We start from the raw sequence: 19,652 nt of genomic DNA, 5'->3' as shown, positions 1-19,652 counted from the left end.
GCCAAAAGCGCAGAGAACGAAGCATGACGCTCAAAGCCTCCTTCGCCAACGTGCTTCGTGCACTGCGCAGCAAGCGTAATATCACACAGCGAGAATTTGCTGACACGACTAGCCGCACCTACCTATCAAAGCTTGAATTAGGGAAATCAAGCATCACTCTGGACAAGCTTGAACAAATCAGTAACCGACTCGAACTGAGCCCGTTGACGCTCCTCACGCTGACACTGAGCGAGGATACTGGAAGGTCTGCATTGGACTTGATGTCAAAAATGCGAGCCGAGCTTGATGAGCTTCAGCACGATGGTGGCTTGCCTGGCGTGAGCATCCAGCTGAACGATTCAAGCACCATTCAATTAGCTGGTCGTCGCCCGCCTCGTGCAGTTAAACCCGGAGAACAACGCTCAATGCAGACCGAGCTAGCTTTCACGAACTAACAAGCTCACGCTAGACGAACGATAGTCCGGGGCCCATACGGAGATGTGCTTTTGCTATCATCTGCGTCATTTTTACGGCGGGCAGATGATGGAAAAAGCTGTAGCAGAATTCTTGCGGGAGAAAAAAGATGATCTGCCGTCTCTTTACGATTGGGCATTCGATGATCACTTCGTGACCGCAGAGTTTGGTATCGCTTTTACAGGTAAAACCTCATTCGATCGCACTCTTGAGCTGAAAGCAGGTCTTCGAGATCTTGTTCTCTCAACCCGTTGTGAGGCTGAGCATGGCAGAGTAGCCACCTATTTCATCAAGGTATGGGGTGGTATCACGCGTTTCTCAAAAGTCCGCGAGACGCTTGAGCTCTTCTCCCCTCACAAGGGTTCCCCAGCAGTGCCGGCGGGGCTCAAGCCTTCCTTCAAACTCATCAGCAGCTGGTCGAAGTGGGCGTCTATCGTCTGCCCAGATTGGGCATGCATCTATGATGCACGCGTGGCGTACTCTCTGAATGCCATCAATTACCTTACCGGTGCTGCGCACCCTATTTTTCCGATGCCTGAAGGTCGTAATACGCGGCTGAAGATGCTGGATGTCACCACATTGTTGTTGGGTGAACGGTTACTTCAAGGCGAAAGCAGTGACCCGAAAAGTATGAGGAAAAAGCATTTTGTGCCAGAGCAGGATGCCTACCTTCGATACCTATCCATCGTGCGCAAGGTGAGCAAGGATCTGTGGGGCGATGAAAAGCATATTCATGAGGTAGAGATGCTGCTCTTCGCTCTGGCTGACGGTGAAATCTACCAAGAGGTATTCAATCGTCTCGCAAAAGCTTGAGAGCTCCCACGCCGGGTTCATATTCAAGCTATACGTGCTTGGAGGCGGAAAAGTGAGGTCAACCTTTTGCCTGGCAATAGGCCCTCTCTAGTCGCCCCTGAGCAATGCTTTGCCGATGAGTTGGGTAGCTTCATGGTTCGCAACGAGGAGCCGGCCTTCCAAGTCTTTGGCATAGACGACTCCAGGCACCGCAGCAGTAAAAGTCTGGAGTAAGGCTGGCATCCTGTCACGCTCCGTCTCGGCAGAGCGGCGTGACTCCATGTCCATGAGAATCCCAGGGAAGCGTACAGCTTGGCCTTCTGAGTTGAGCTCGGCGCGGTCATTTGCCTCGATCCACCGATAGCCACCATCTTCTTGCCGTACCCTGTACTCACACCGGTATGCTCCACCACGATTCATCGCTTCCTGGATGTCGGCGGAGACACGATCACGGTCATCTGGGTGAATGAGGAGAATGGCTCTTCGATCGGAATGCCGGCCATGCACCTCTGCGCCGGCAGCCCGAATGATCGTGAAAAACGCTCATCGGCCGTTAGCCGGTTTTCCAGAATGTCCCACACCCACCCACAAACTATGCGATCGCTGCCTGTAAGAATCAGTCGCCAAGCAATGTCTTAAGTATTGAGGAAGCGAACGGGATCGCAGCCAGGCATAGGAGTGCGGCCTTGAATTCGCCCAACTGCTGCCAGGTGAATGCTTGTACGAGGAGCCCGGAGATGATCACGATAGCTACAAATGCCGGCCAGGCTTTGACGAACAGTCTAAGCAGGCTCGCTTTCGTATGCGAAGCCATGATGCGCGGGAAGGCCCGGCGATAGTCCGTACCGATGTAGGCAAGGTACAGCGCAGCGGTTACTCCGATGCCAACGAGCACAGACATGCTCACGTTGATTGTCGACAATGCCCAGCAAAGCGCCAACAGCTTGCTACCCAGCCAGCCGAGCCGATTGATGTACTTGTTGGCAGTTCCCATCTCTGGGATGGGAAATCGAGGATCGTATGATGAGCCGAACATGTGTTTTCCTAACATTCTGGCGAGCCCCATGCTCGCACTACACCCATCGTAATGGTGTAGGACTCGTTCGCCTAACCGAAATGGGCCCCCGAAATTCTGGCGGTTATGGCTTGGCTCGGTGACATCACACAAGCCTAAATAGAGCTAGTCAATAGCAAGTCTCGATTCAGATTGAGCGTTTGTCGTGGCTGGGGGGGCTTCACCGCTAGCGAACCTTGCGAAGCATGCTCACGCTTTGGTAGTTTTATGGGCAAGGTTGCCGTGAGCCGCCCTGCTGCGTGGGAAATCTCGGCTCGTTGCTAACCACACAACTCCCTGTGGCCTGCTCAGCAAGCAGCATGTTCAGCGAAGTGCAAATGCGCTTTTGTGGCCGTGACAGTGGAGTCATGCCATCATGTTTTGTACCAAATCTGTCCTGGTTGCCTTCAAGTCAATGGAGGTCGCCGATCCCCCTGAAAACCTCACTCACACCCAATACCTTGACTATAAGGCGAAGATCCTCGGCTTCGCTCATTACCATCATCTCAAAACTAATCTCAAGAAAGCGCCAGCAGATAGAGCCGTTCACATCCACGACGCGCTCATGCGAAAAATCTGTGCTGCTCGGCTTCCACATCCGGAGGCTAGCCATGTCCGGATGGTCGTCCACGGCGATGGAGATGTAGGTTTCGATTCCTACTGGATCGGATGGGATGAACAAGGCGATGAAGTCCGTGAAGCGAGAGCGGGATTCGGTAAGTCTCGGATTGAAGCTTTTCGCGCGCGTGATCTACAACCGCTCTACCTTCTCAACGATGGCCAGGAACTGATTGCATGGCTTAAAGCTTGGCACTCGTTTGCAGCCGTACCAGTGGACTTGGCCAAAGAATACTTTCCGGACATGTTTGATCAGAAACACCTCGTGGCAGAAAACCCGCCCTACGAGCTGATAGACGAAAAGGTCAAAGCCGACATGCTACGTCGCGGACGGATGCGCTGAGCTCGCGCTTGAGCACAACAAGGAAGGGGGCGTTCCCCCTTCCTCTCGCAGATCACCAGTGTCAGATCTTTGCCTGACCACCGTCCACGAACAATTCAGCATAGCTTGTGATGCATACTGCTGCATTGGCTTTCTCGACGGGCTCTCCCACCGCCTGCGAAGCCAGGTAGTCGGGTAATCCTCGCTGTTGCGCTGCATCTGGGCCAGTCAAGTCGGCCGGGCCGAAATCAAGGTGGAGAACCTCTCGAACAATAGCGGTCAGTCGAGTGCTGGGTTAGTTATGCAGGCAAACCTCGACAATTTTCTGGAAAATTGAGCTCTTGGCCGCCTCGCGAAGCCTAACGATGTCATAGGTGAAGCTTGAGAAGAACAACTCACCCAGTGGGTGGCTCAGCACAGGCATGCGCGTACCTGCCTCGTCGGTGATTACAACGTTGTACATCAAACTTTGCTTTGCGATGGTTCCGTTTGCGGCTTTGTTCGACGCCACAAAATACAGCGCCCCTTCAAAACCGTTGTCCTGGATGAAGACGCTGTGACGCTGCTTCTGTTTGGTGGGTGTGAGGTAGTAAGGCAGTGAAGCCACCTCGGCGCGAACCTGGCGAGACGGTGAAGCACCCTCGTCGTGGCGCTCCTGGTTGTCGAATAGCATGTTACCGATGATTGAAGGCACGCGGATGCTGTTGTAGGCGTTCAGCCAGGTATTCGAACGCATGTCCCGAATTAAAAACGCCTTGTTCCAAAGGACGTCGAAAGCCTTGGTTCCTTCCTTTCCAAAAACGGCGCCCAGCTGCTTGTATTCATAATTGAACTCCCCCTTGCAGGTCTCATCAAACCGGCGCGAGCGTTCAATCTTGATGGTCTCACCGCTTACAGTCACATCGAGCACTTGGATGTAGACGTGCTCGTTCCAGTCCTTTCGGCAGCTCACCAGTTGCAGCACATGATCAGGCAATGTTGCGCCGCTGATAGTCACGCTCTTGTCTCGGAAAATCGACTCTTTTAGTGCCAACTCCTGCAAGCATTTCTCGATAGCCGATGCAGAAGGCTTTTTTTTGAGGTCGACGTCGAAACCTTGGCTGATGGTATCGACGGATGCCGTGAAGCGATGCAGCTTCACCGACGTGTAGTAATCGAACTGCGCATCAGGACGGCGTTGGCTCTCGCTGAGTGCTTGCCAGAAGCTATTGTACGCCTCCGTTTGCTCCCCCTCGGTTTTCGAAATGCTGGAGCCGTTCTTGCTCTTACCGGCTGTCTTGACCTTTGTGCTGACGACTAGATAGTTGGTGTACCCGGCCTCCAGCTCAGTCGGAAGCGGCAGCCCTTCGCCGCTTAGCACCTTAGATGCACCGAACTTATCAGCCAGCGTTGCGATAGTGCTTTGCCAGGCTTCATTGTCCGCGTTGGCAGTGTCGAGCAACCAAAGTGGATTTGACATGCTGGGCAGCCCCTCTAGGAACGCCCTGACCTGATGGGTGGCTTCATACACGAGAGGACTGAACTCTATACCGGCACGGCTGAGAAGCCTCTCAATGCGATTCAGGCAGTCCGTTTGATGGTAATTGATGCTGTTGTGATAGAGGTCAAGCGCCTTCGCCTCAGGATTGTTCGTGGCAAACGCCATGTAGTTGCGATCTGTATTCGTGGTCGCGTTGAGAGGGCGTACACGCTGGTATCGTTTGCCACTCCAGTCGAACATCAACATCCCGGAATCAGTGACTGGCCGGCTAACAGCGTCCGCAGACGCAGCACACTCCATCACTGCCCGCTTAAGGTTGACCACAAGCTCCTGTTCTTTGGAGAAAAACAGGTCGTATTCCAAGGCTTCGAAGACGTCATTGCCATTTTTTGCCGTACGACTGAACACCAGGCCAAGGTACAGATTCGCGTTGTATTCGACCGGAGCGATCTCGTAATGCTTGTGCACGTCAGAGAGGTACGAAAGCTTCAGCTTCAGATCCACCAATGCCTGAATGACATAACTGGAATTGAGTGAGTGTTCGGATATTACTTGGCGCACGTGGCCAGGTGCAGGCGCATAGGTACTCAGATAGAGTAAGCCAAAGATCCCCTTCCTGCCACTAAATTTGCTGTAATGCACCTGAGTCGACGGAGGAACACCCAGCGTTTTGCGGATGAAGTCCTTGATGGTCGCATCGACCCGCGGGTAATACACCTCAGGCCCCTCACCGATTTGCCTAGTCACCTCAACCACTGCTGCCTGGATGTGCCCGTGTCCATCTTCAAGGACTGACAAGCGATCAATGATGTCACTGAGCTCACCGGGCAGTTTCAGCATGTTGGTACGTGCCCTGGCGGCAGCGCCAGCTTCGAGAAGATTGATTGGAGTCATTGCGCGTTCCTTAGCAGCTTTACCAATGTAGGGTTAATCAATAGGCGGTCATCCACCCTGTGGGTGCTTCCTGCTGCATGCAGCGGCACATACCGGGTGATGACTTTGAAGGCGTTGAGGAAATGGATCGACTCACCGCGAGTACTCTCTCGCTCAGCGTTGAGGGCGTTGTCGTCCGGTTGTGTGTTGACGTAAAGAAAGCGAGGGACGAGCTTCAACCGGTCACACAGCACCTGCATGTTCGAGCGCTTCGTTTCCGCTAGGCTAAGTGTTTTCAAAGAAAGCTCCTCACTGTCCAGACCGGCCGACCAACGCTTCACATCGATGCAGATGATCGTATCTTGGGCCCTTACAAACATGTCGTAGCTTTCGTATACCGTCGGGCCCAAGAGCTCGATAAGTTCATCGAGAGCTAGGGGTGTAATCCCGAGCGTCGACAGCACTCTGGCGAAGATGAACTCGCCGACATTGCCCTTAAGCAAGGGAATGAGCGCGGGATTCGGGAGATGAACATCAATGCCCTCAGTCGCCATGTTGCAGGCCAGATTGATGATCCCCGTCCCCGAATCTCGGTCGTCTCCGTCGTTGCGAACGTAATCTGGGACAAGCCATTTGCCTGGCTGATAGACCGCGTGACCATGCAGCAGGTCGCTCAGGTGATGAGGGCTTTCGGAGGTCGTGCAGACGGTGACGCGCTCCGTTATCGCCTTTGGCAAGTAGAAGGTGTTAATGACGTCCTGATAGTAAGGGGACGCTTTCACCAGTGGAGAGGACTGCAGCTTGCGTAGGTACTTCTCTGGTGCCGTGATGCTCTCCGGCAACCTGAGCATTTCGTTGAACATCATGGCATCTCGATCACCTTCCCGAGCGGCCTTCAGGATCTTGTTTCGGAAGGCGCCTGTGAAGAAATCTTCAATGTCCACAGCATCAGCGGCAACCTTCGCAGTGAACTGTTCACGCTCCTGCGGATCGGCGAAGCAGCGACCCTCAGCTTGCTCTAGGCAAAACTGCATCAGCCTATGATTGAGTAACGAGAGGCCGTTGATGAGCAGGTCATTACCCTCTCGTCGAAGCCTGCTGTACCTCACCACTAGGTCATCAATGACGTCACTGGGTAGGAAAATCTCGGTGTGGAGGTGGGTATCTCGACGCTCAACACGTCCGACGGCCTGGATGATGGCCTTGAGCACTGCCAGGTCATGCTCGTCATTCAAAATGCGTCGATTCTTGGGCTGCATTAGATTGGAGTCGAACTGCGACAACTGAACCCCCTCGTTCTCCCCCGAAGCGATGTGTTTGAGCAGTAGGATGTGGTTTTTGACGGTATTGAGCCCCGTGTCCTTTTCCTTGACGGCGCTGTAAAAGGGCGTGTTGACCAAGATGAGTCGGTCAAAATCGTGGTGGAAGCCATCCTCGGCACGCTCAACGAATAGGTTGAGCCCAGTACCTGCGCTGCCATAAGAGGAAATCAGACAAATACGGGTGTCGACATCAACTTTGAGGTACTCATCGATATTGACCTCTCTGGCCAGCTGAGCGCTGAACAAGATGACCCGTATCTTGGTTTTACCTTCGAATGGTTTGAGCTCGAATATTTTGTCCTGATAATACCGGGAGAGTCCTTTGATACGGCCCTCGACACCTTGAGCAAACAGCTTTTTGAATAGGTCAGCGAAGCGATTGTTGAGTGAGAGAACAAAAGTGTGCTTGCCGTCCCACGCCGCCATAAGCATGGCTTCGATCTGCCGGCGGTAGGCAGACATCCGATACTTGTTGTCGCGAAAACCCGGTGGCAAAAGGCTGGTTGACCAGAAGCTGAACGCGCCCTTGAAGGTCGGATCACTGCGCAATCCACTGATGTTATCAGCCGATGTCTTGCGGAAGGGCCTAACCTCCATCGTCCTGGCTTTGGCACGAGCCGCTCGGAGATCTGACATTGCCCCTACATCCGCTTCGGAGCGTTCAACGACGCGGATGTCCAGGTTTTCCGGTTGGGCCTCACCATATCGGGCCAGCATCCTTCTTGAGAAATTACCGGAGTAGGAGTTCCTGAAGCCCGTCGTTGCACTCAAGCACATCGCGCTGTTCTGAGTTGCATGCAGGATACGCAGCAGCTTGACCTCGGGAAGCTCGAGGATCAGGTCAAGATGGAAGTCAACGAAGACCCGATTCTTCACTGTCTCGCCACCGAAAGGGATTTCTTCGACCTTGATGAGCGAGAAGACAATCTTGGGTGCGAAAAAGGTGAAGAACGCATCGACGAAAATTTCTGAGGCCTTGGCACGATCAAACACCGAGGCTACGTAGGAACGATGCTGTCTTGAGGTTTTGATGAACTCCAACAGCGGGGCGTTCTGGCTGGCCTCATGGCCAAGCTCCAGGAGCTGCCTCAGTTGGCTTTGTTGAGGGACTTTGGAGCAGGCATACAAAGCGCAAAGCATGACCTGCAGAAAATCGTGCAAGGTGGGGTCTTGAGAATCACCCCCGTCATCAAAATACAGGCGGATCTCACTTTTACCGCACACCGATCGCATTCTGATTCGCTTGAGGGCTTCCTCGTTATAGAAGCGCCTCGGGGTGAGGCTGAAAATATTCCGTGATATGGCTAGGATCTGTTCAACATCACGATTATCGATCGTGATATGACCGACGTTACCGGAGCACATCATCAAGATGGCGCTGAGGGGAACACTGCCTTCGCAGTCCTGCTCATAGTGCCGACGCAAATCCTGCATGAGCTCCATCGTTTCGTCATACGCGATGGGTTCGTCATCATCCGGGCCGTATGCGTCCGAGATCACCTCCATGAGGCGATGTAGGCCAGCGATCACGTGGGGCGGTTTAACCCTCTCGTTGACCAGCTTTTTCTTGCTCTCCTCAAAGATCCTGTCGTAACTGTCGTGCTCTTCGTCGATGACAAGGTTGAAGGTGATTCCGTGAATCTTGAAAAAATTGGCTTCGTCCGAAATGAAGAAATCGTCCTTGAGGTATCCGATTTGCTCTTCGTGCGACAAGCTGCACGCCGCACCGATGGGAGCGATTGCCTCTTCTTCGGCATTAGTGGGCGAACGCTTGGCTCCCAGAATCACATCGAAGCTCAGTTTCTTGATGTTTGGCTCACGTTTTCTGTCGATGTAAACAATGAACGCGCGCTTCAGGAATCTGGCCGTGGTAGCAATGAAGATGGTGGGCCCCACCTTTGCCCGCTCGAACGGTAGCACATGGTCGATCACCTCGATCTTCGTGCGCTCCCGGTGAGTTTGAGCATCCTTAAAGCGGTCTTCAGTGGTCACGAATTGAGAGCCGACCTTTTCCCTAATCACCGCTTTAGCCAGCCCCTGTAGGGCAAACAGCAGTCGGTTCTTCGAGACGTCAATTCGGCGCCGCAGTTCCAGGTCACGCAGGTGATCAGGATCCTCATATTTCAGGTAGCGCGTGTGCTCTGCTTCGGTCGCTTTAAGGCCACTGATGGCACTGCTTAACTCGCTGACGGGGTCTCGGTAGTAGTCGGAATTGAGGGCAGTGATCCAGCCTAGGTAGAGGTCTTCGTTGCGTACCTTTGAAACCCAACCGACGAAGTTCAGATCAGACAGGTCTCGCTCGGCCAGAAAGCTCAAGATACTGACGCCGCGCTCTGTGGCCTTTGCTTGAGTGACCTGAGAAACGTCAATCTGCGCCTTGTGTGGCGTTATGAAGAACAGATTCCGATGACCACCGCTTTCGTTACGAACAGCGGAATGCTCGACGAACTGATCGAACACGTTGTAGGACTTGCCAAAACCAGTGCCATCGTTGGCGAAGCTCACGGACGGGTTGGGTTTGGCATTACCGTCGAAAAAGGGCGCCAGGCAAGCCCGGTGCGAGTTGATTTCGTGGCTGAGAGCAGCACTGATACGACCGTCCATGGATGTGACCTCACCAACTTCAATATGATGGCAATTTAGTGCTTGAGCCATCGAGGGTGCTGAGATAACCGAAAAATTGCAAGTCGTTAGGCTCAGACTTTAGGTGAGGGCCAAAGCCAAGGCAGGGGCCCTAGCATGAACCTCAGTGACATTCGTGAAGCGCTTTTGCCCCCCCCCAGCGTTCGGTTTCATAGCCTCAAGGGATCTAAAAAGGCACGTGCTCGGTAGGCGTTCGTCGCTAAGTTGACATCCTTCGCTCAGACGACTTGGCCGACCATGGAAAATCCGTAAGAATGTCATTTGGCCATTATCAACTGTACGGAGCACTCATATGCCACGGAAGCGCAAAGGGAGCGGCGGCGGGCCGATCGCTCTGTACGCCTTGTTGTTCGTCGTTGCCCTTTTGGCACAGATTCCAAAACAGGTGTGGATCGCCCTAGGGGTTATCCTCGGCATAGGCGTATTGGTATGGGCCGTCAGACGCGTCACCCGGGCAAATCCTTACGTTCCTGAAGATGACATTGTTGCCGACATCGCTGCGGCGTCTCGACAAGCAACCTCCCCCACTGTCACTGTCCAGTTCAGCACCAGTACCCGCGAACGAGACTTCCATACTGTCCAGGTCGGTTCGTCCAGCGACAGTCAGAGTTACGCCATCCCAAAGCCAAGTGCCAAGCCCACGGGGGTTCGTTGGCTTGCTGAAGATGAGTCCATTAACGTAGCTGGGTTGGCCATTCCCGGCGGACTGCTCTACATCACCGAGCGGGCGACACAATTCGGCCAATCTGAACCGTCCCTGATCGATGCCACGCTTCGTGTCGCGCGCTCACCGATGAACCTCATCGAGCGACAGATGCCGTACTGGCCAAGCTACCGGAGCATCACGCCCGAGGCGCGGCGAGCGTACCTGCAATGGTTGGCAGGAGGTCGTTGCCAGCCTGCTGATGCGGGTTACGTGTTCCTGTTTTTCTATGGCCTTGAACGCCGCGCGCTGATCGATGCACCGAGCGACCCTCAGGCCAAGGCAGAAATCCCGGCCATCAAGGCCGAGGTCGAGCGTTTACTTGGTCTCTACGGCGATAACAATTCTTTCCGCGGTTACGCTACCCGTTTCCTCGCCCATATCGACGCGGGCGCTGTTCAGCCTCAGAGCTACATAAGCGAGCCCGGCGCCAGCCACGCAGATGGGTACGAGCTACCGATGTCCCTGCGCGTTGCGCTGGGCCAGATGACAGTGGACAAGTATCCGCTTAACCCGAGCTGGGCATTGGCCTGGGCGCTTGCAGAGCCCAACATCTCCAGGCGCACACCTGTGACGCGGTGTCCCGAGCAATTCGCAGCGCTCTTCAAACACGAATTCGCGAAGCGCTATCCCAACGGCATTGTGCTTCCTCAGAACAAGACCAAGCTGAAGGTAGCCTATCGACCCGCTTCTGCCGGATTGAACATTCCGGCAGTGGCCGTAGGTGACCTTCCTGATGTCGCGGCTACCTCAGGAACGCGTAACAAGCTGCAGGTCATTGTCGAGGACTGCGCCACCGTACTCGACGCTTTCAGTCGGTACCTGGGGCGCAATCCAGACGCCGGGGATAGCCTGGAAGCCATCCTGCAGTTGCCAACCGAACTCTGGCCTACTGATGCAAAAGCAGAGCTCGAGCAGTTGGAGCAACGCGTCGGGGGCGAAACCATCTGCATGAGTTTTGGAGAGCTGGCAGGTCGATTCAAATCGGCCGGCGCGCTTTCCCGCGACAAAGTGATCGCCCTTGCCCGAGCGCTGGAGAGCAAGCGGATCGGATTGGAACCCGACGTCCTGTCTGGCAGCCGCACACCCAAGGCAGAAGACATCATCGCGCTGTTCGCGGCGGGCTCTGACGAAGGCACCCTTCGCTCTACCGATGCCTACAGCGCCGCAGCAGTGACGTTAGACCTAGCGAGTGCAGTCGCTGCGGCAGACGGTGACACCTCGCTAGAAGAGGTAAGTCTGCTGTCAGGCCACATTGACTCGTGGGATCACCTCTGCGTCGCGCATCGCAAACGCTTGAAAGCGCACCTCCAAATCCAGCTGAAGCAACCGCCCACGCTGGCCAGCCTCAAGAAGAAGCTTGAGCCCCTGACCCTCGAGGCCAAACGAAAAATTGCCAGCTTCCTGGCCCACCTGGCACATGCGGACGGCGAAGTGACGCCGCAGGAAGTGAAGCTTCTTGAGCGCGTGTACAAATCTCTCGCCCTCGATCCGCAGTTCGTCTACAGCGATCTCCATAGTGCAGCCGTTCGCCCTTCCCAGGTCGTCGAGGCAATGACTTCGACCGCCGCGTCGGCGACTGCGACAGAGGCGGCGGAAAGTATGGGTTCAGGTTTTGCACTGGACATGAGTAAGGTCGCTCGTCTGCAACAAGAAACGGCAGAGGTGTCGGCGCTTCTGGCCAGCGTCTTCAATGAAGAGTCTCCCACTGAAACATCTGCCTTGGAACCAGAAGCGCCCCAGGAACAAGAAGGCAGTAGCGCCAAACAGCTTGCTACCGTTCATGGCTTGGACGTCGAGCATTCTGCGTTCCTCCGCCTGTTGGTTTCTCGGACTGAATGGAGCCGCGCTGAGCTGGAAGACGCAGCCAGTGATATGGAACTGATGCTGGATGGCGCCCTGGAACGGATCAACGACACAGCGTTTGAGCTGTTCGACATGCCTGTGACTGAAGGCGATGATCCCATCGAAATCAACCCCGAAATTCTGGATGAATTAGCCCTATGAGTAAGATACGAGCCAAGGATCGCGACGCGGTCATTCAATCGCTGCGTGCGGGTGTTGTGCCCCGTGTAGGGCAGCACCTGATCCAGGTCGGTCGAGCAGGTGAACTCGACTCGCTGCTCAAGGATGTAGATCGTCTCGCAGATGGCGGCTCGGCATTCCGTGTCGTCGTTGGCGAGTACGGCGCGGGTAAAACCTTCTTCCTTAACCTAGTACGCGGCATCGCCATGGAGCGCAAGCTCGTCACCATGCACGCCGATTTGAACCCAGACCGCCGCCTTCACGCCTCGGGCGGTCAGGCGCGCTCACTTTACTCGGAGCTGGCCAAAAACATGGCCACGCGTACCAAGCCTGACGGCGGCGCACTCCAGGGTATCGTTGAGAAATTCATCTCCCAGGCTAAAGCGGAAGCCAAAGCCAAAGGGGTGGAGAGTGAAGTGGTCATTCGTGAGTACCTGGCGGAACTCACCGAGATGGTCAACGGCTATGACTTTGCCGACGTCATTGCTGCCTACTGCCGCGGTTTCGAAGAAGGCAATGAGCAGCTCAAAGCTGATGCCATCCGCTGGCTGCGCGGCGAATTTGCCACGAAGACCGATGCCCGGGCTGCGCTCGGTGTGCGTACGATCGTCGACGATGCTTCCGTCTACGACCAGTTGAAATTGCTGTCTAGGTTTGTGCGCCTGGCCGGTTTCGGCGGCTTAATGGTCTGCCTGGATGAATTGGTCAACCTGTACAAACTGGCAAACACCCAGGCCCGCAACGCCAACTACGAACAGATTCTGCGCATCCTCAATGATTCGCTGCAGGGTTCGGCTGAAGGTCTGGGCTTTGTCTTGGGCGGCACACCAGAGTTTCTGATGGACACGCGTCGGGGACTCTACAGCTACCCTGCCCTGCAATCGCGTCTCGCGGAAAACAGCTTTGCGAAGTCTGGCCTGGTTGACCTTTCTGGGCCTGTCATTCGGCTCAGCAGCCTGACCCCTGAAGACTTCTACGTGCTGCTGCAGAAGCTGCGCAACGTATACGCCTACGGTGACGCTGAGAAATTCTTGCTGCCAGATGAAGCCATCCCCGCTTTCATGGCGCACTGCAACCAGCGCTTGGGCGAGGCCTATTTCCGGACGCCGCGCACGACCATTACAGCTTTCATCAACCTGCTCGCGGTAATCGAGCAGAACCCTACAGCGGACTGGCGCACCTTGCTGGGCGCCGTGGAGCTGGCCAAGGATGAGGCTGGCCAACAGGATCTTGAAGTTGAGGCCGACGATGAGCTCGCCAGCTTCAAGCTCTGACTCTTCTTCGTTTGAGCGTCTTCATCCCGAGGTTCAACAATGGGTCTGGTCACAGGGGTGGACATCGCTACGTGATGCCCAGGAGTGGGCGGTACCGGCGTTGGTGGGTGCTGATCGCGATGTGATCATTGCAGCGTCCACAGCGGCAGGCAAAACGGAGGCCGCATTCCTCCCCATCCTGACCAACCTCCTCAATGACCGCGAGCCCGCCGGCGCAGTGCTGTATATCAGCCCGCTCAAGGCACTGATCAATGACCAATGGGATAGGCTTAGTCGGCTGTGCGAGCGGCTAGAGCTGCCCGTCGTTGCCTGGCATGGTGATGTGGCAGCAAGCAAGAAACAACGGTTCTTAAAATCGCCTGAGGGCATCTTGCTGATCACACCGGAGTCCCTCGAAGCCCTCTTAGTAAACAAAGGCTCGAGTTTACTTGGGGCTTTTCAGAACCTGCGCTACATCGTCGTCGATGAGCTTCATGCCTTTATTGGCAGTGAGCGCGGTAAGCAACTGCAATCGCTCATGCAGCGGGTTGAGATCGTCGTAGGCAGGGCTCTGCCTCGTGTAGGACTTTCCGCGACGCTTGGGGAGATGTCGCTGGCCCGAAAGTTCCTGAGGCCGGTTCGCCCTGATGACATCACCATCATCGAGTCGAAATCCTCTGGCCAGGAACTCCAAGTGCAGGTACGCGGCTACCTTGAACAGCCGATGCAACAGATGGTGCCTGAATACCCTGGGAAATCTTCAACAGATGAAGGCGACGAGCAGGAGGAGACCTCTGGTACCAAGGTGGCAATTGCAGGCCACCTGTACAAGGTATTGAGAGGGCACAACAACCTGATCTTCCCCAATAGGCGCCAAGAGGTTGAATGGTTTGCCGACCGTCTGCGCTCACTATGCGAGAACGATGGAGTGCCAAACGAGTTCTGGCCGCACCACGGTAGCTTGTCCAAGGAGCTGCGCCAGGATGCCGAGCGCGCGTTGAAGGTGGGAGATCCTCCAGCATCTGCCGTATGCACTACCACCCTGGAGCTGGGTATCGACATCGGTAACATCAGGACGGTCGCACAGATCGGCTCCCCACCCTCTGTGGCAAGTCTCAGGCAACGGCTTGGCCGCTCAGGTCGTCGACCCGGTGAGCCTGCCATGCTCAGGGTGTACTGCCGAGAGCGCCCCTTAACGGATCAGTCTGACCTCTCCGATCAGTTGCGTGAAGGCCTTGTCCAAACGGTCGCCATGATCCGCTTGCTGATCAGTGGATGGTTTGAGCCGCCTAGGTCGGGAGGCTTGCACGCCTCGACACTGGTGCAGCAGTGCTTGTCGTCTATTGCTCAGCTCGGCGGTGCCTCGGCGGCGCAATTATGGGGCAATCTTATAGCAAGTGGCAGTTTTGCGAGCGTCACCAAGCCTGATTTCCTGTCTTTGCTCAAAGGTATGGGTGAGAAGGAGTTGATCGTCCAGGACAGCTCTGGACTTCTGCTGCCAGGCGAACTTGGGGAGCGTCTGATCAACCACTATGAGTTCTACACCGCCTTCACGAGCGATGAAGAGTTTCGTTTGCTCCGGGATGGCAAGCCACTTGGCTCGCTGCCCGTCAGCAAACCCCTGACCAAGGGCCAACGCATCATTTTCGGCGGAAGACGCTGGCAAGTTCAGGATGTCGACCTTGAAGCGAAGGTGATCGTGGTCACGCCGGCGCGGGGCGGCGAGCCCCCTCAGTTTGATGGGCTAGGTGCTCAGGTGGATGATCGCGTCAGGCTTGAAATGCGAAACGTGTTGATGGAAACCACCCCCTGCCCCTTCCTGGACAAGCACGCTCAAGCCCTTCTGGAGGATGCTCGGAGTAACTTCCGTGCCCTCGGCTTGGGTAGCACGGCAATTGTTGGCTCCGCCAGTGTCAGCTACGTGGCGACCTGGCGAGGGGACTACACCAACGATGCGCTGGCCTTGCTGCTCCAGCATGTGGGTATTCAGTGTGAAAACACAGGACTCTTCCTGCAAGTTGCATTCAGTGTGGAGGACACGATGCGAGCGTTGCGCGTGGTCGGTCAAATGGATATTTCAGATATAGAGCCCATCTTGGAAAGCGTCGAAAACATGATCCGAGAAAAATGGGATTGGGCCCTTCCCCGCTCACTCCTAATGAAGTCGTTTGCCTCAAGCCAGCTTGATCTCCAAGCCGCGGTCACCGCAGCTCGACTCCTTACTCTGGAATCGTAGAGAGAGGAATGCCCATAGCGCTACTCTCCTACGATCCGTCGCCCATTTTTTCGAGGTCGGCTTCTACATTGGCAAGCTTCTGCATCAACTCAGCTTCTCTCAGCTTCCCTGCGGCGGCCTCGGAAAGGGCATCACTAGCCTCTTTAGCCTTGGCTTCCAATTGCTGAGAGAGCAGTTCCTTAGCACCTTCTGCTCGAGCAGTCGCAGCATTGGCAATGCCGAGGTCGCCACGCAGGGCTTCTACGTCCTCACGACGCTGTGAGGCTTCCCTGGCATGCTGGCGATTCTCGGCAATCATGCGCTCGTTATCCCTGATCAGGCGGGAGATCTCTTCCTGCTTGACCATCAATGTCTGCTGCAGGACGGTCACCTCTTGCTGCATCTGATAGACCTGGGACTCATGGCGACTCAAATCCTGGTCTCTCTGCTCTTTCACGGAAGCGCGATAGTGTTCAAGAGCCTCACGGGCGTGCGCATGCTTTTGCTCCAGGGACTGAATCTGCCCATCCTTCTCTTGCACCCGAACCTCTAGGTCAGTGCAGCTCTGGCTGAGCCTGGCATTCCTCGTGATCTCGGTTTGCAGCGTGGAATGAGTCGTTTTGAGCTCTTCATCCTGAGTTTGCAGAGCTGACTGCAGCTTGGCAGTCTGGTCTTTCGCTTGTTCTAGCTGACTTTGAAGTGTACCGACCTCCTGCTTCATCGCCTGGCGCTCAAGATCGAAGGAAGTGCGCTCATGCGTCAGCTCCTCGCTCCCCTCTTCCAGCAAGCGCTCCAGCATTTTGCCCACGAGCTCAGTCAGCTCATCGCTTAGCCTTGCAGGAGAAACGGATGGCCGAGGGTCATAAGCCTCTATTTCCTTCAAATAGCGCTGAATTGTCGTCTTTGAGCCGGTATTTCCAAGCTCTATCCGAATCGCGTCAATGCTTGGATTCTGGCCTCGGGCAACCAGAGCTTCACGAGCTTTTTGCACCAACGCTAGGTTAATGCCGCCTCTAGCCATGATCCCTCCTACGATTTCGTACTGTTTTACGTGTCATGTAATTACGTGCCACTTTATCACGTAGAAAGTCATTTTCTACCTAGAATACTGGCAAGACATAATCGAGGTTTATGGCTTGTCAGGTTCAGGAGCAGGGGTAAAATGGCCAGGAAGTCGGTACAAACGGCAAAAGCGGGCCACCGAAGGATTGAAACGGGGAAAACACGTGGCTGAAGTGGTCAGCAAGGCAGATAGGTACCTAGAGGCGAGCGTTCGTCAGAACACGTCGAAGAGCTATGCGGCCGCCCTCTCCCATTTCGAAGTGACTTGGGGTGGGTTCCTGCCTACGACCACCGAATCAGTTGTGCGGTACATCGCTGAGTACGCCGACCAGTTAGCGCTCAGTACGCTCAAGCAGCGCCTGGCGGCACTTGCTAACTGGCATCAAAGTAACGGGTTCCCAGACCCCACCAAGGCCCCCAAGGTCAGGCAGTTACTAAAGGGCATCCGGGCGCTGCATCCCGTTCAGCAGAAACAAGCGGCCCCGCTGCCACTGCTGCAGCTCGAAAAAGCAGTAGCCCACCTCGAAGGTGAGATTGTTGAGGCAAGAGCCACAGACAACATGGCTGCCCTGCTGAAAGCGACCCGCGACATTGCCCTCCTCACTATCGGTTTTTGGAGGGGCTTCCGCGGGGATGAGTTGTCCCGGCTGACGATAGAGAACACCCATGCCGAACGTTATGTAGGTATCCGGTTTTATCTGGGATCAAGCAAAGGCGACCGGCAGAACATCGGGCGCGAGTACAAGACACCATCGCTGAGCATGCTTTGTCCAGTAGAGGCCTACCTCAACTGGGTCGAAGCTGCTGGCCTAACTCGAGGTGGTGTATTCAGGGGAATTGATCGCTGGGGGAACATCAGCGATCGGCCCCTAGTAGCTCATAGTCTGATCCCCCTGCTTCGTGACACATTAGAGCGCTGTGGCCTGCCATCACAGATCTATAGTGCTCACTCGATCCGACGCGGGTTTGCCACGTGGGCCGCAAGCTCAGGCTGGGACATCAAAACGCTCATGGAGTACGTGGGCTGGAGCGACATGAAATCAGCACTTCGCTATGTGGAACCGGCTCAGCAGTTTGGTGGCCTCATCAGGAAGCTGGAGGGGTGAGCCAGGGTACTGACCGTGAGCAAGAGGGAGATGCCTGAAATTCTTCATAGGTGTACCTCACGTCTATTGTCAGGCCAGGCAGTACCACTCAGTCGGCCTCTTCCAATTTGGAAGTGAAAGCTAAAGGCCCTGCGGGGGTAGCGCGATAGATTTCCTGCCCTCCTTCAAACCACTTCTCGTAGCCGCTCCTCCGCCACAATGATATGGGCCCTGGTGCTGCGTCTTCGGACTACACCCGGTTTCGGTTAAAATACAGTCACTTTTCCTTTGCATTGGCCTACGGACACGTCAAATGCCCGGTATCAAGCGCAGCAATAGCACCCTTGCGTATTATGAGCACTTCACACAGACCATCACGCTGAAGCGAGCTGAAAAGCCCGACGTCGTAAATCTTGCGAATGCGGTCTTCAATCCCGATTGGAACGCCGGTCTGTTGCTCGTCGATGGCGCCGAAAAGGTGCTTACTCCGCTAGCGCACGAGATGCGGCATTGGGTAGACATGAACTGCTCCATTAGAGGCCTGAGAACCCTTGAAAACATTTTTCGACTGATCGCAGACCCCAGCGACACAAATGCTGCAATCAGGCCCTTGAAGCAGGACTTGAAGCTGGATCATTTCGTTCAACCGTATGACCACACTGATCCTGCAGTGCAGTACCCGTGGCAGGTGGGGTTCAGCCTCAGTCAGCCGAACTTCCACGAGCCAATCGAGCATATCTCGTTATGTTTCTTTGACAGTCGTGACCTTCAGCGCAGGCGCGTGCTCTTCAAATCGCCTATTTACCTCGGCAGCATGCTCGAGACCTGCGCAACCTATCAGGAACAACGGGATGTCTTGCCGCTCTTTCTGGGCGAAAAGCTGCCAAAGAATGCACGTCGCGACGCCGAGCAGGCGGCCTTGAGTTTTCTCCAGAATTCGAGAGTGCCGGAGTACCACTCCATCATCCACGCAATTTCTGCCGCTGCGAAGCAGAGCGAAGCCGTTCACGGAGTATCCCTCGCCGCAGGTCTCTGCACACTGCTCCTCAATATGCCGCCGCAGATGCTTAAAGAAAGCTGCCGACGAGTAGAGGATGCTTTGAAGAACCGCAGGTACGGTGACGGGGCAGTTTCGGCCGCAGCCCAAATGCGCGCAATGGCTGCAATCAGTCCCGAGGCTGCGCTGATTCATAATGCAGTGACAGAGCTCGCCCGCCGCTCAAAATCGGGTGCCCTCCCCTATAGTGATGACCTGCTTTTCGACCTAGTGCCTTTTTGGAAGAAGCGACAGGCCGAGTTCTTCGAGCGCAGCCATACACATTTTGTATCTCAGATCAATGCCATCCAGGGGCCAGAGTATTTCCGTAGCTCCATCCCTGCGCTGATCGAAAACAACAAATGGATCATGGAGCAGAAAACTCTAGCACTGACGCTCAACCGGCTGCCGAAACGCCCCCCGATAATTTTTGGCGATGGCTTTGTCTTGGACGGTGCTACAGAGTTTTGCGGGGTTGTACCTCACTACCAAAATGCCGATTTCTCGCTGGCTGGATCCAAGCTGGAAATCCTCGAGCTAGCCCCTAAGGTTGCATAAATCCGGGATCGACTGCTCCGTAAGTGACCTGAGCCCACAGGCGGCAATTCCCCGGTTTTGTCGCCCTTTTCACGGGAGCTCAAACACACTCCTGAGCAAAAAAACCTGCTTGAAACCAACCTCTTTGCGTGAACGGCTGGGTATATCAAATGATCGCC

General features: G+C 55.2%; 13 protein-coding genes. 8 read left to right on the top strand and 5 right to left on the bottom strand.

Translation table 11 applies throughout. From position 1 onward, the window contains the following. The first annotated feature begins 23 nt into the window (after positions 1 to 23). Both IX761_RS17100 and IX761_RS17095 read left to right on the top strand, forming a co-directional pair. Positions 24 to 434 carry a helix-turn-helix domain-containing protein gene (locus IX761_RS17100; protein ID WP_194790750.1) on the top strand — a complete coding sequence of 137 codons (411 nt, stop codon included), beginning with the start codon at positions 24 to 26 and terminating at the stop codon, positions 432 to 434. Between the two features lie 85 nt (positions 435 to 519). Further along, positions 520 to 1,266 carry a hypothetical protein gene (locus IX761_RS17095; RefSeq protein ID WP_194790749.1) on the top strand — a complete coding sequence of 249 codons (747 nt, stop codon included), beginning with the start codon at positions 520 to 522 and terminating at the stop codon, positions 1,264 to 1,266. An 87-nt stretch (positions 1,267 to 1,353) separates the two neighbouring features. Here the strand turns inward: IX761_RS17095 and IX761_RS27420 are convergent, their stop codons facing one another. Continuing rightward, entirely contained in the window at positions 1,354 to 1,665 is a 312-nt protein-coding gene (locus IX761_RS27420) for a PAS domain-containing protein (RefSeq protein ID WP_323744579.1), read from the bottom strand. A 196-nt stretch (positions 1,666 to 1,861) separates the two neighbouring features. Further along, positions 1,862 to 2,281, bottom strand: coding sequence for a hypothetical protein (locus IX761_RS17085; RefSeq protein WP_194790748.1), 420 nt, complete (start codon positions 2,279 to 2,281; stop codon positions 1,862 to 1,864). A 394-nt stretch (positions 2,282 to 2,675) separates the two neighbouring features. Between IX761_RS17085 and IX761_RS17080 the strand changes: the two genes are divergently transcribed. Then, positions 2,676 to 3,260: a hypothetical protein gene (locus tag IX761_RS17080; protein WP_194790747.1), complete on the top strand. Its 585-nt coding sequence runs from the start codon at positions 2,676 to 2,678 to the stop codon at positions 3,258 to 3,260. A gap of 274 nt (positions 3,261 to 3,534) precedes the next feature. Here the strand turns inward: IX761_RS17080 and IX761_RS17075 are convergent, their stop codons facing one another. Further along, positions 3,535 to 5,613 (bottom strand): hypothetical protein, encoded by a 2,079-nt coding sequence (locus IX761_RS17075; protein WP_194790746.1) that lies wholly within the window; start codon positions 5,611 to 5,613, stop codon positions 3,535 to 3,537. Continuing rightward, the gene (locus IX761_RS17070; protein ID WP_194790745.1) at positions 5,610 to 9,518 is read right to left on the bottom strand and encodes a hypothetical protein; all 3,909 of its coding nucleotides are present in this window, start codon (positions 9,516 to 9,518) and stop codon (positions 5,610 to 5,612) included. The genes IX761_RS17075 and IX761_RS17070 overlap by 4 nt, the downstream gene beginning before the upstream one ends. Before the next feature lie 331 nt (positions 9,519 to 9,849). On the opposite strand from IX761_RS17070, the gene IX761_RS17065 reads away from it, so the two are divergent. The 3 genes from IX761_RS17065 to IX761_RS17055 are packed head-to-tail and all read left to right on the top strand — an operon-like array spanning position 9,850 to position 15,774. Further along, a complete protein-coding gene (locus IX761_RS17065) occupies positions 9,850 to 12,267 on the top strand; it encodes a TerB N-terminal domain-containing protein (RefSeq protein ID WP_194790744.1) in 2,418 nt (805 codons plus the stop codon). Beyond that, complete coding sequence (locus IX761_RS17060) at positions 12,264 to 13,559, top strand: ATP-binding protein (RefSeq protein ID WP_194790743.1); 1,296 nt, start codon at positions 12,264 to 12,266, stop codon at positions 13,557 to 13,559. The genes IX761_RS17065 and IX761_RS17060 overlap by 4 nt, the downstream gene beginning before the upstream one ends. Next, positions 13,534 to 15,774 (top strand): DEAD/DEAH box helicase, encoded by a 2,241-nt coding sequence (locus tag IX761_RS17055; protein ID WP_194790742.1) that lies wholly within the window; start codon positions 13,534 to 13,536, stop codon positions 15,772 to 15,774. The genes IX761_RS17060 and IX761_RS17055 overlap by 26 nt, the downstream gene beginning before the upstream one ends. Before the next feature lie 28 nt (positions 15,775 to 15,802). On the opposite strand, the gene IX761_RS17050 is transcribed toward IX761_RS17055, so the two are convergent. Beyond that, a complete protein-coding gene (locus tag IX761_RS17050) occupies positions 15,803 to 16,774 on the bottom strand; it encodes a DNA-binding protein (RefSeq protein WP_194790741.1) in 972 nt (323 codons plus the stop codon). Between the two features lie 205 nt (positions 16,775 to 16,979). Here IX761_RS17050 and IX761_RS27415 point away from each other — a divergent pair, with 205 nt between their 5' ends. Both IX761_RS27415 and IX761_RS17040 read left to right on the top strand, forming a co-directional pair. Next, positions 16,980 to 17,921: a tyrosine-type recombinase/integrase gene (locus IX761_RS27415; protein WP_194790740.1), complete on the top strand. Its 942-nt coding sequence runs from the start codon at positions 16,980 to 16,982 to the stop codon at positions 17,919 to 17,921. A 292-nt stretch (positions 17,922 to 18,213) separates the two neighbouring features. Further along, entirely contained in the window at positions 18,214 to 19,494 is a 1,281-nt protein-coding gene (locus tag IX761_RS17040) for a hypothetical protein (protein ID WP_194790739.1), read from the top strand. The last annotated feature ends 158 nt before the right edge of the window (positions 19,495 to 19,652 follow it).

It is taken from the genome of Pseudomonas sp. UFMG81 (assembly GCF_015354575.1).
Classification (GTDB): Bacteria; Pseudomonadota; Gammaproteobacteria; order Pseudomonadales; family Pseudomonadaceae; genus Aquipseudomonas.
This window is presented reverse-complemented; position numbering and strand designations above follow the sequence as displayed.

What these genes read in the sequence shown, in the direction of transcription:
- IX761_RS17060 (WP_194790743.1), top strand. Translation starts at nt 12,264, where the DNA reads ATGAGTAAGATACGAGCCAAGGATCGCGACGCGGTCATTCAATCGCTG.
- IX761_RS17080 (WP_194790747.1), top strand. Translation starts at nt 2,676, where the DNA reads ATGTTTTGTACCAAATCTGTCCTGGTTGCCTTCAAGTCAATGGAGGTC.
- IX761_RS17095 (WP_194790749.1), top strand. Translation starts at nt 520, where the DNA reads ATGATGGAAAAAGCTGTAGCAGAATTCTTGCGGGAGAAAAAAGATGAT.
- IX761_RS17070 (WP_194790745.1), bottom strand. Translation starts at nt 9,518, where the DNA reads ATGGACGGTCGTATCAGTGCTGCTCTCAGCCACGAAATCAACTCGCAC.
- IX761_RS27420 (WP_323744579.1), bottom strand. Translation starts at nt 1,665, where the DNA reads ATGAATCGTGGTGGAGCATACCGGTGTGAGTACAGGGTACGGCAAGAA.
- IX761_RS17040 (WP_194790739.1), top strand. Translation starts at nt 18,214, where the DNA reads ATGCCCGGTATCAAGCGCAGCAATAGCACCCTTGCGTATTATGAGCAC.
- IX761_RS17050 (WP_194790741.1), bottom strand. Translation starts at nt 16,774, where the DNA reads ATGGCTAGAGGCGGCATTAACCTAGCGTTGGTGCAAAAAGCTCGTGAA.
- IX761_RS17100 (WP_194790750.1), top strand. Translation starts at nt 24, where the DNA reads ATGACGCTCAAAGCCTCCTTCGCCAACGTGCTTCGTGCACTGCGCAGC.
- IX761_RS17055 (WP_194790742.1), top strand. Translation starts at nt 13,534, where the DNA reads ATGAGCTCGCCAGCTTCAAGCTCTGACTCTTCTTCGTTTGAGCGTCTT.
- IX761_RS17085 (WP_194790748.1), bottom strand. Translation starts at nt 2,281, where the DNA reads ATGTTCGGCTCATCATACGATCCTCGATTTCCCATCCCAGAGATGGGA.
- IX761_RS17065 (WP_194790744.1), top strand. Translation starts at nt 9,850, where the DNA reads ATGCCACGGAAGCGCAAAGGGAGCGGCGGCGGGCCGATCGCTCTGTAC.
- IX761_RS17075 (WP_194790746.1), bottom strand. Translation starts at nt 5,613, where the DNA reads ATGACTCCAATCAATCTTCTCGAAGCTGGCGCTGCCGCCAGGGCACGT.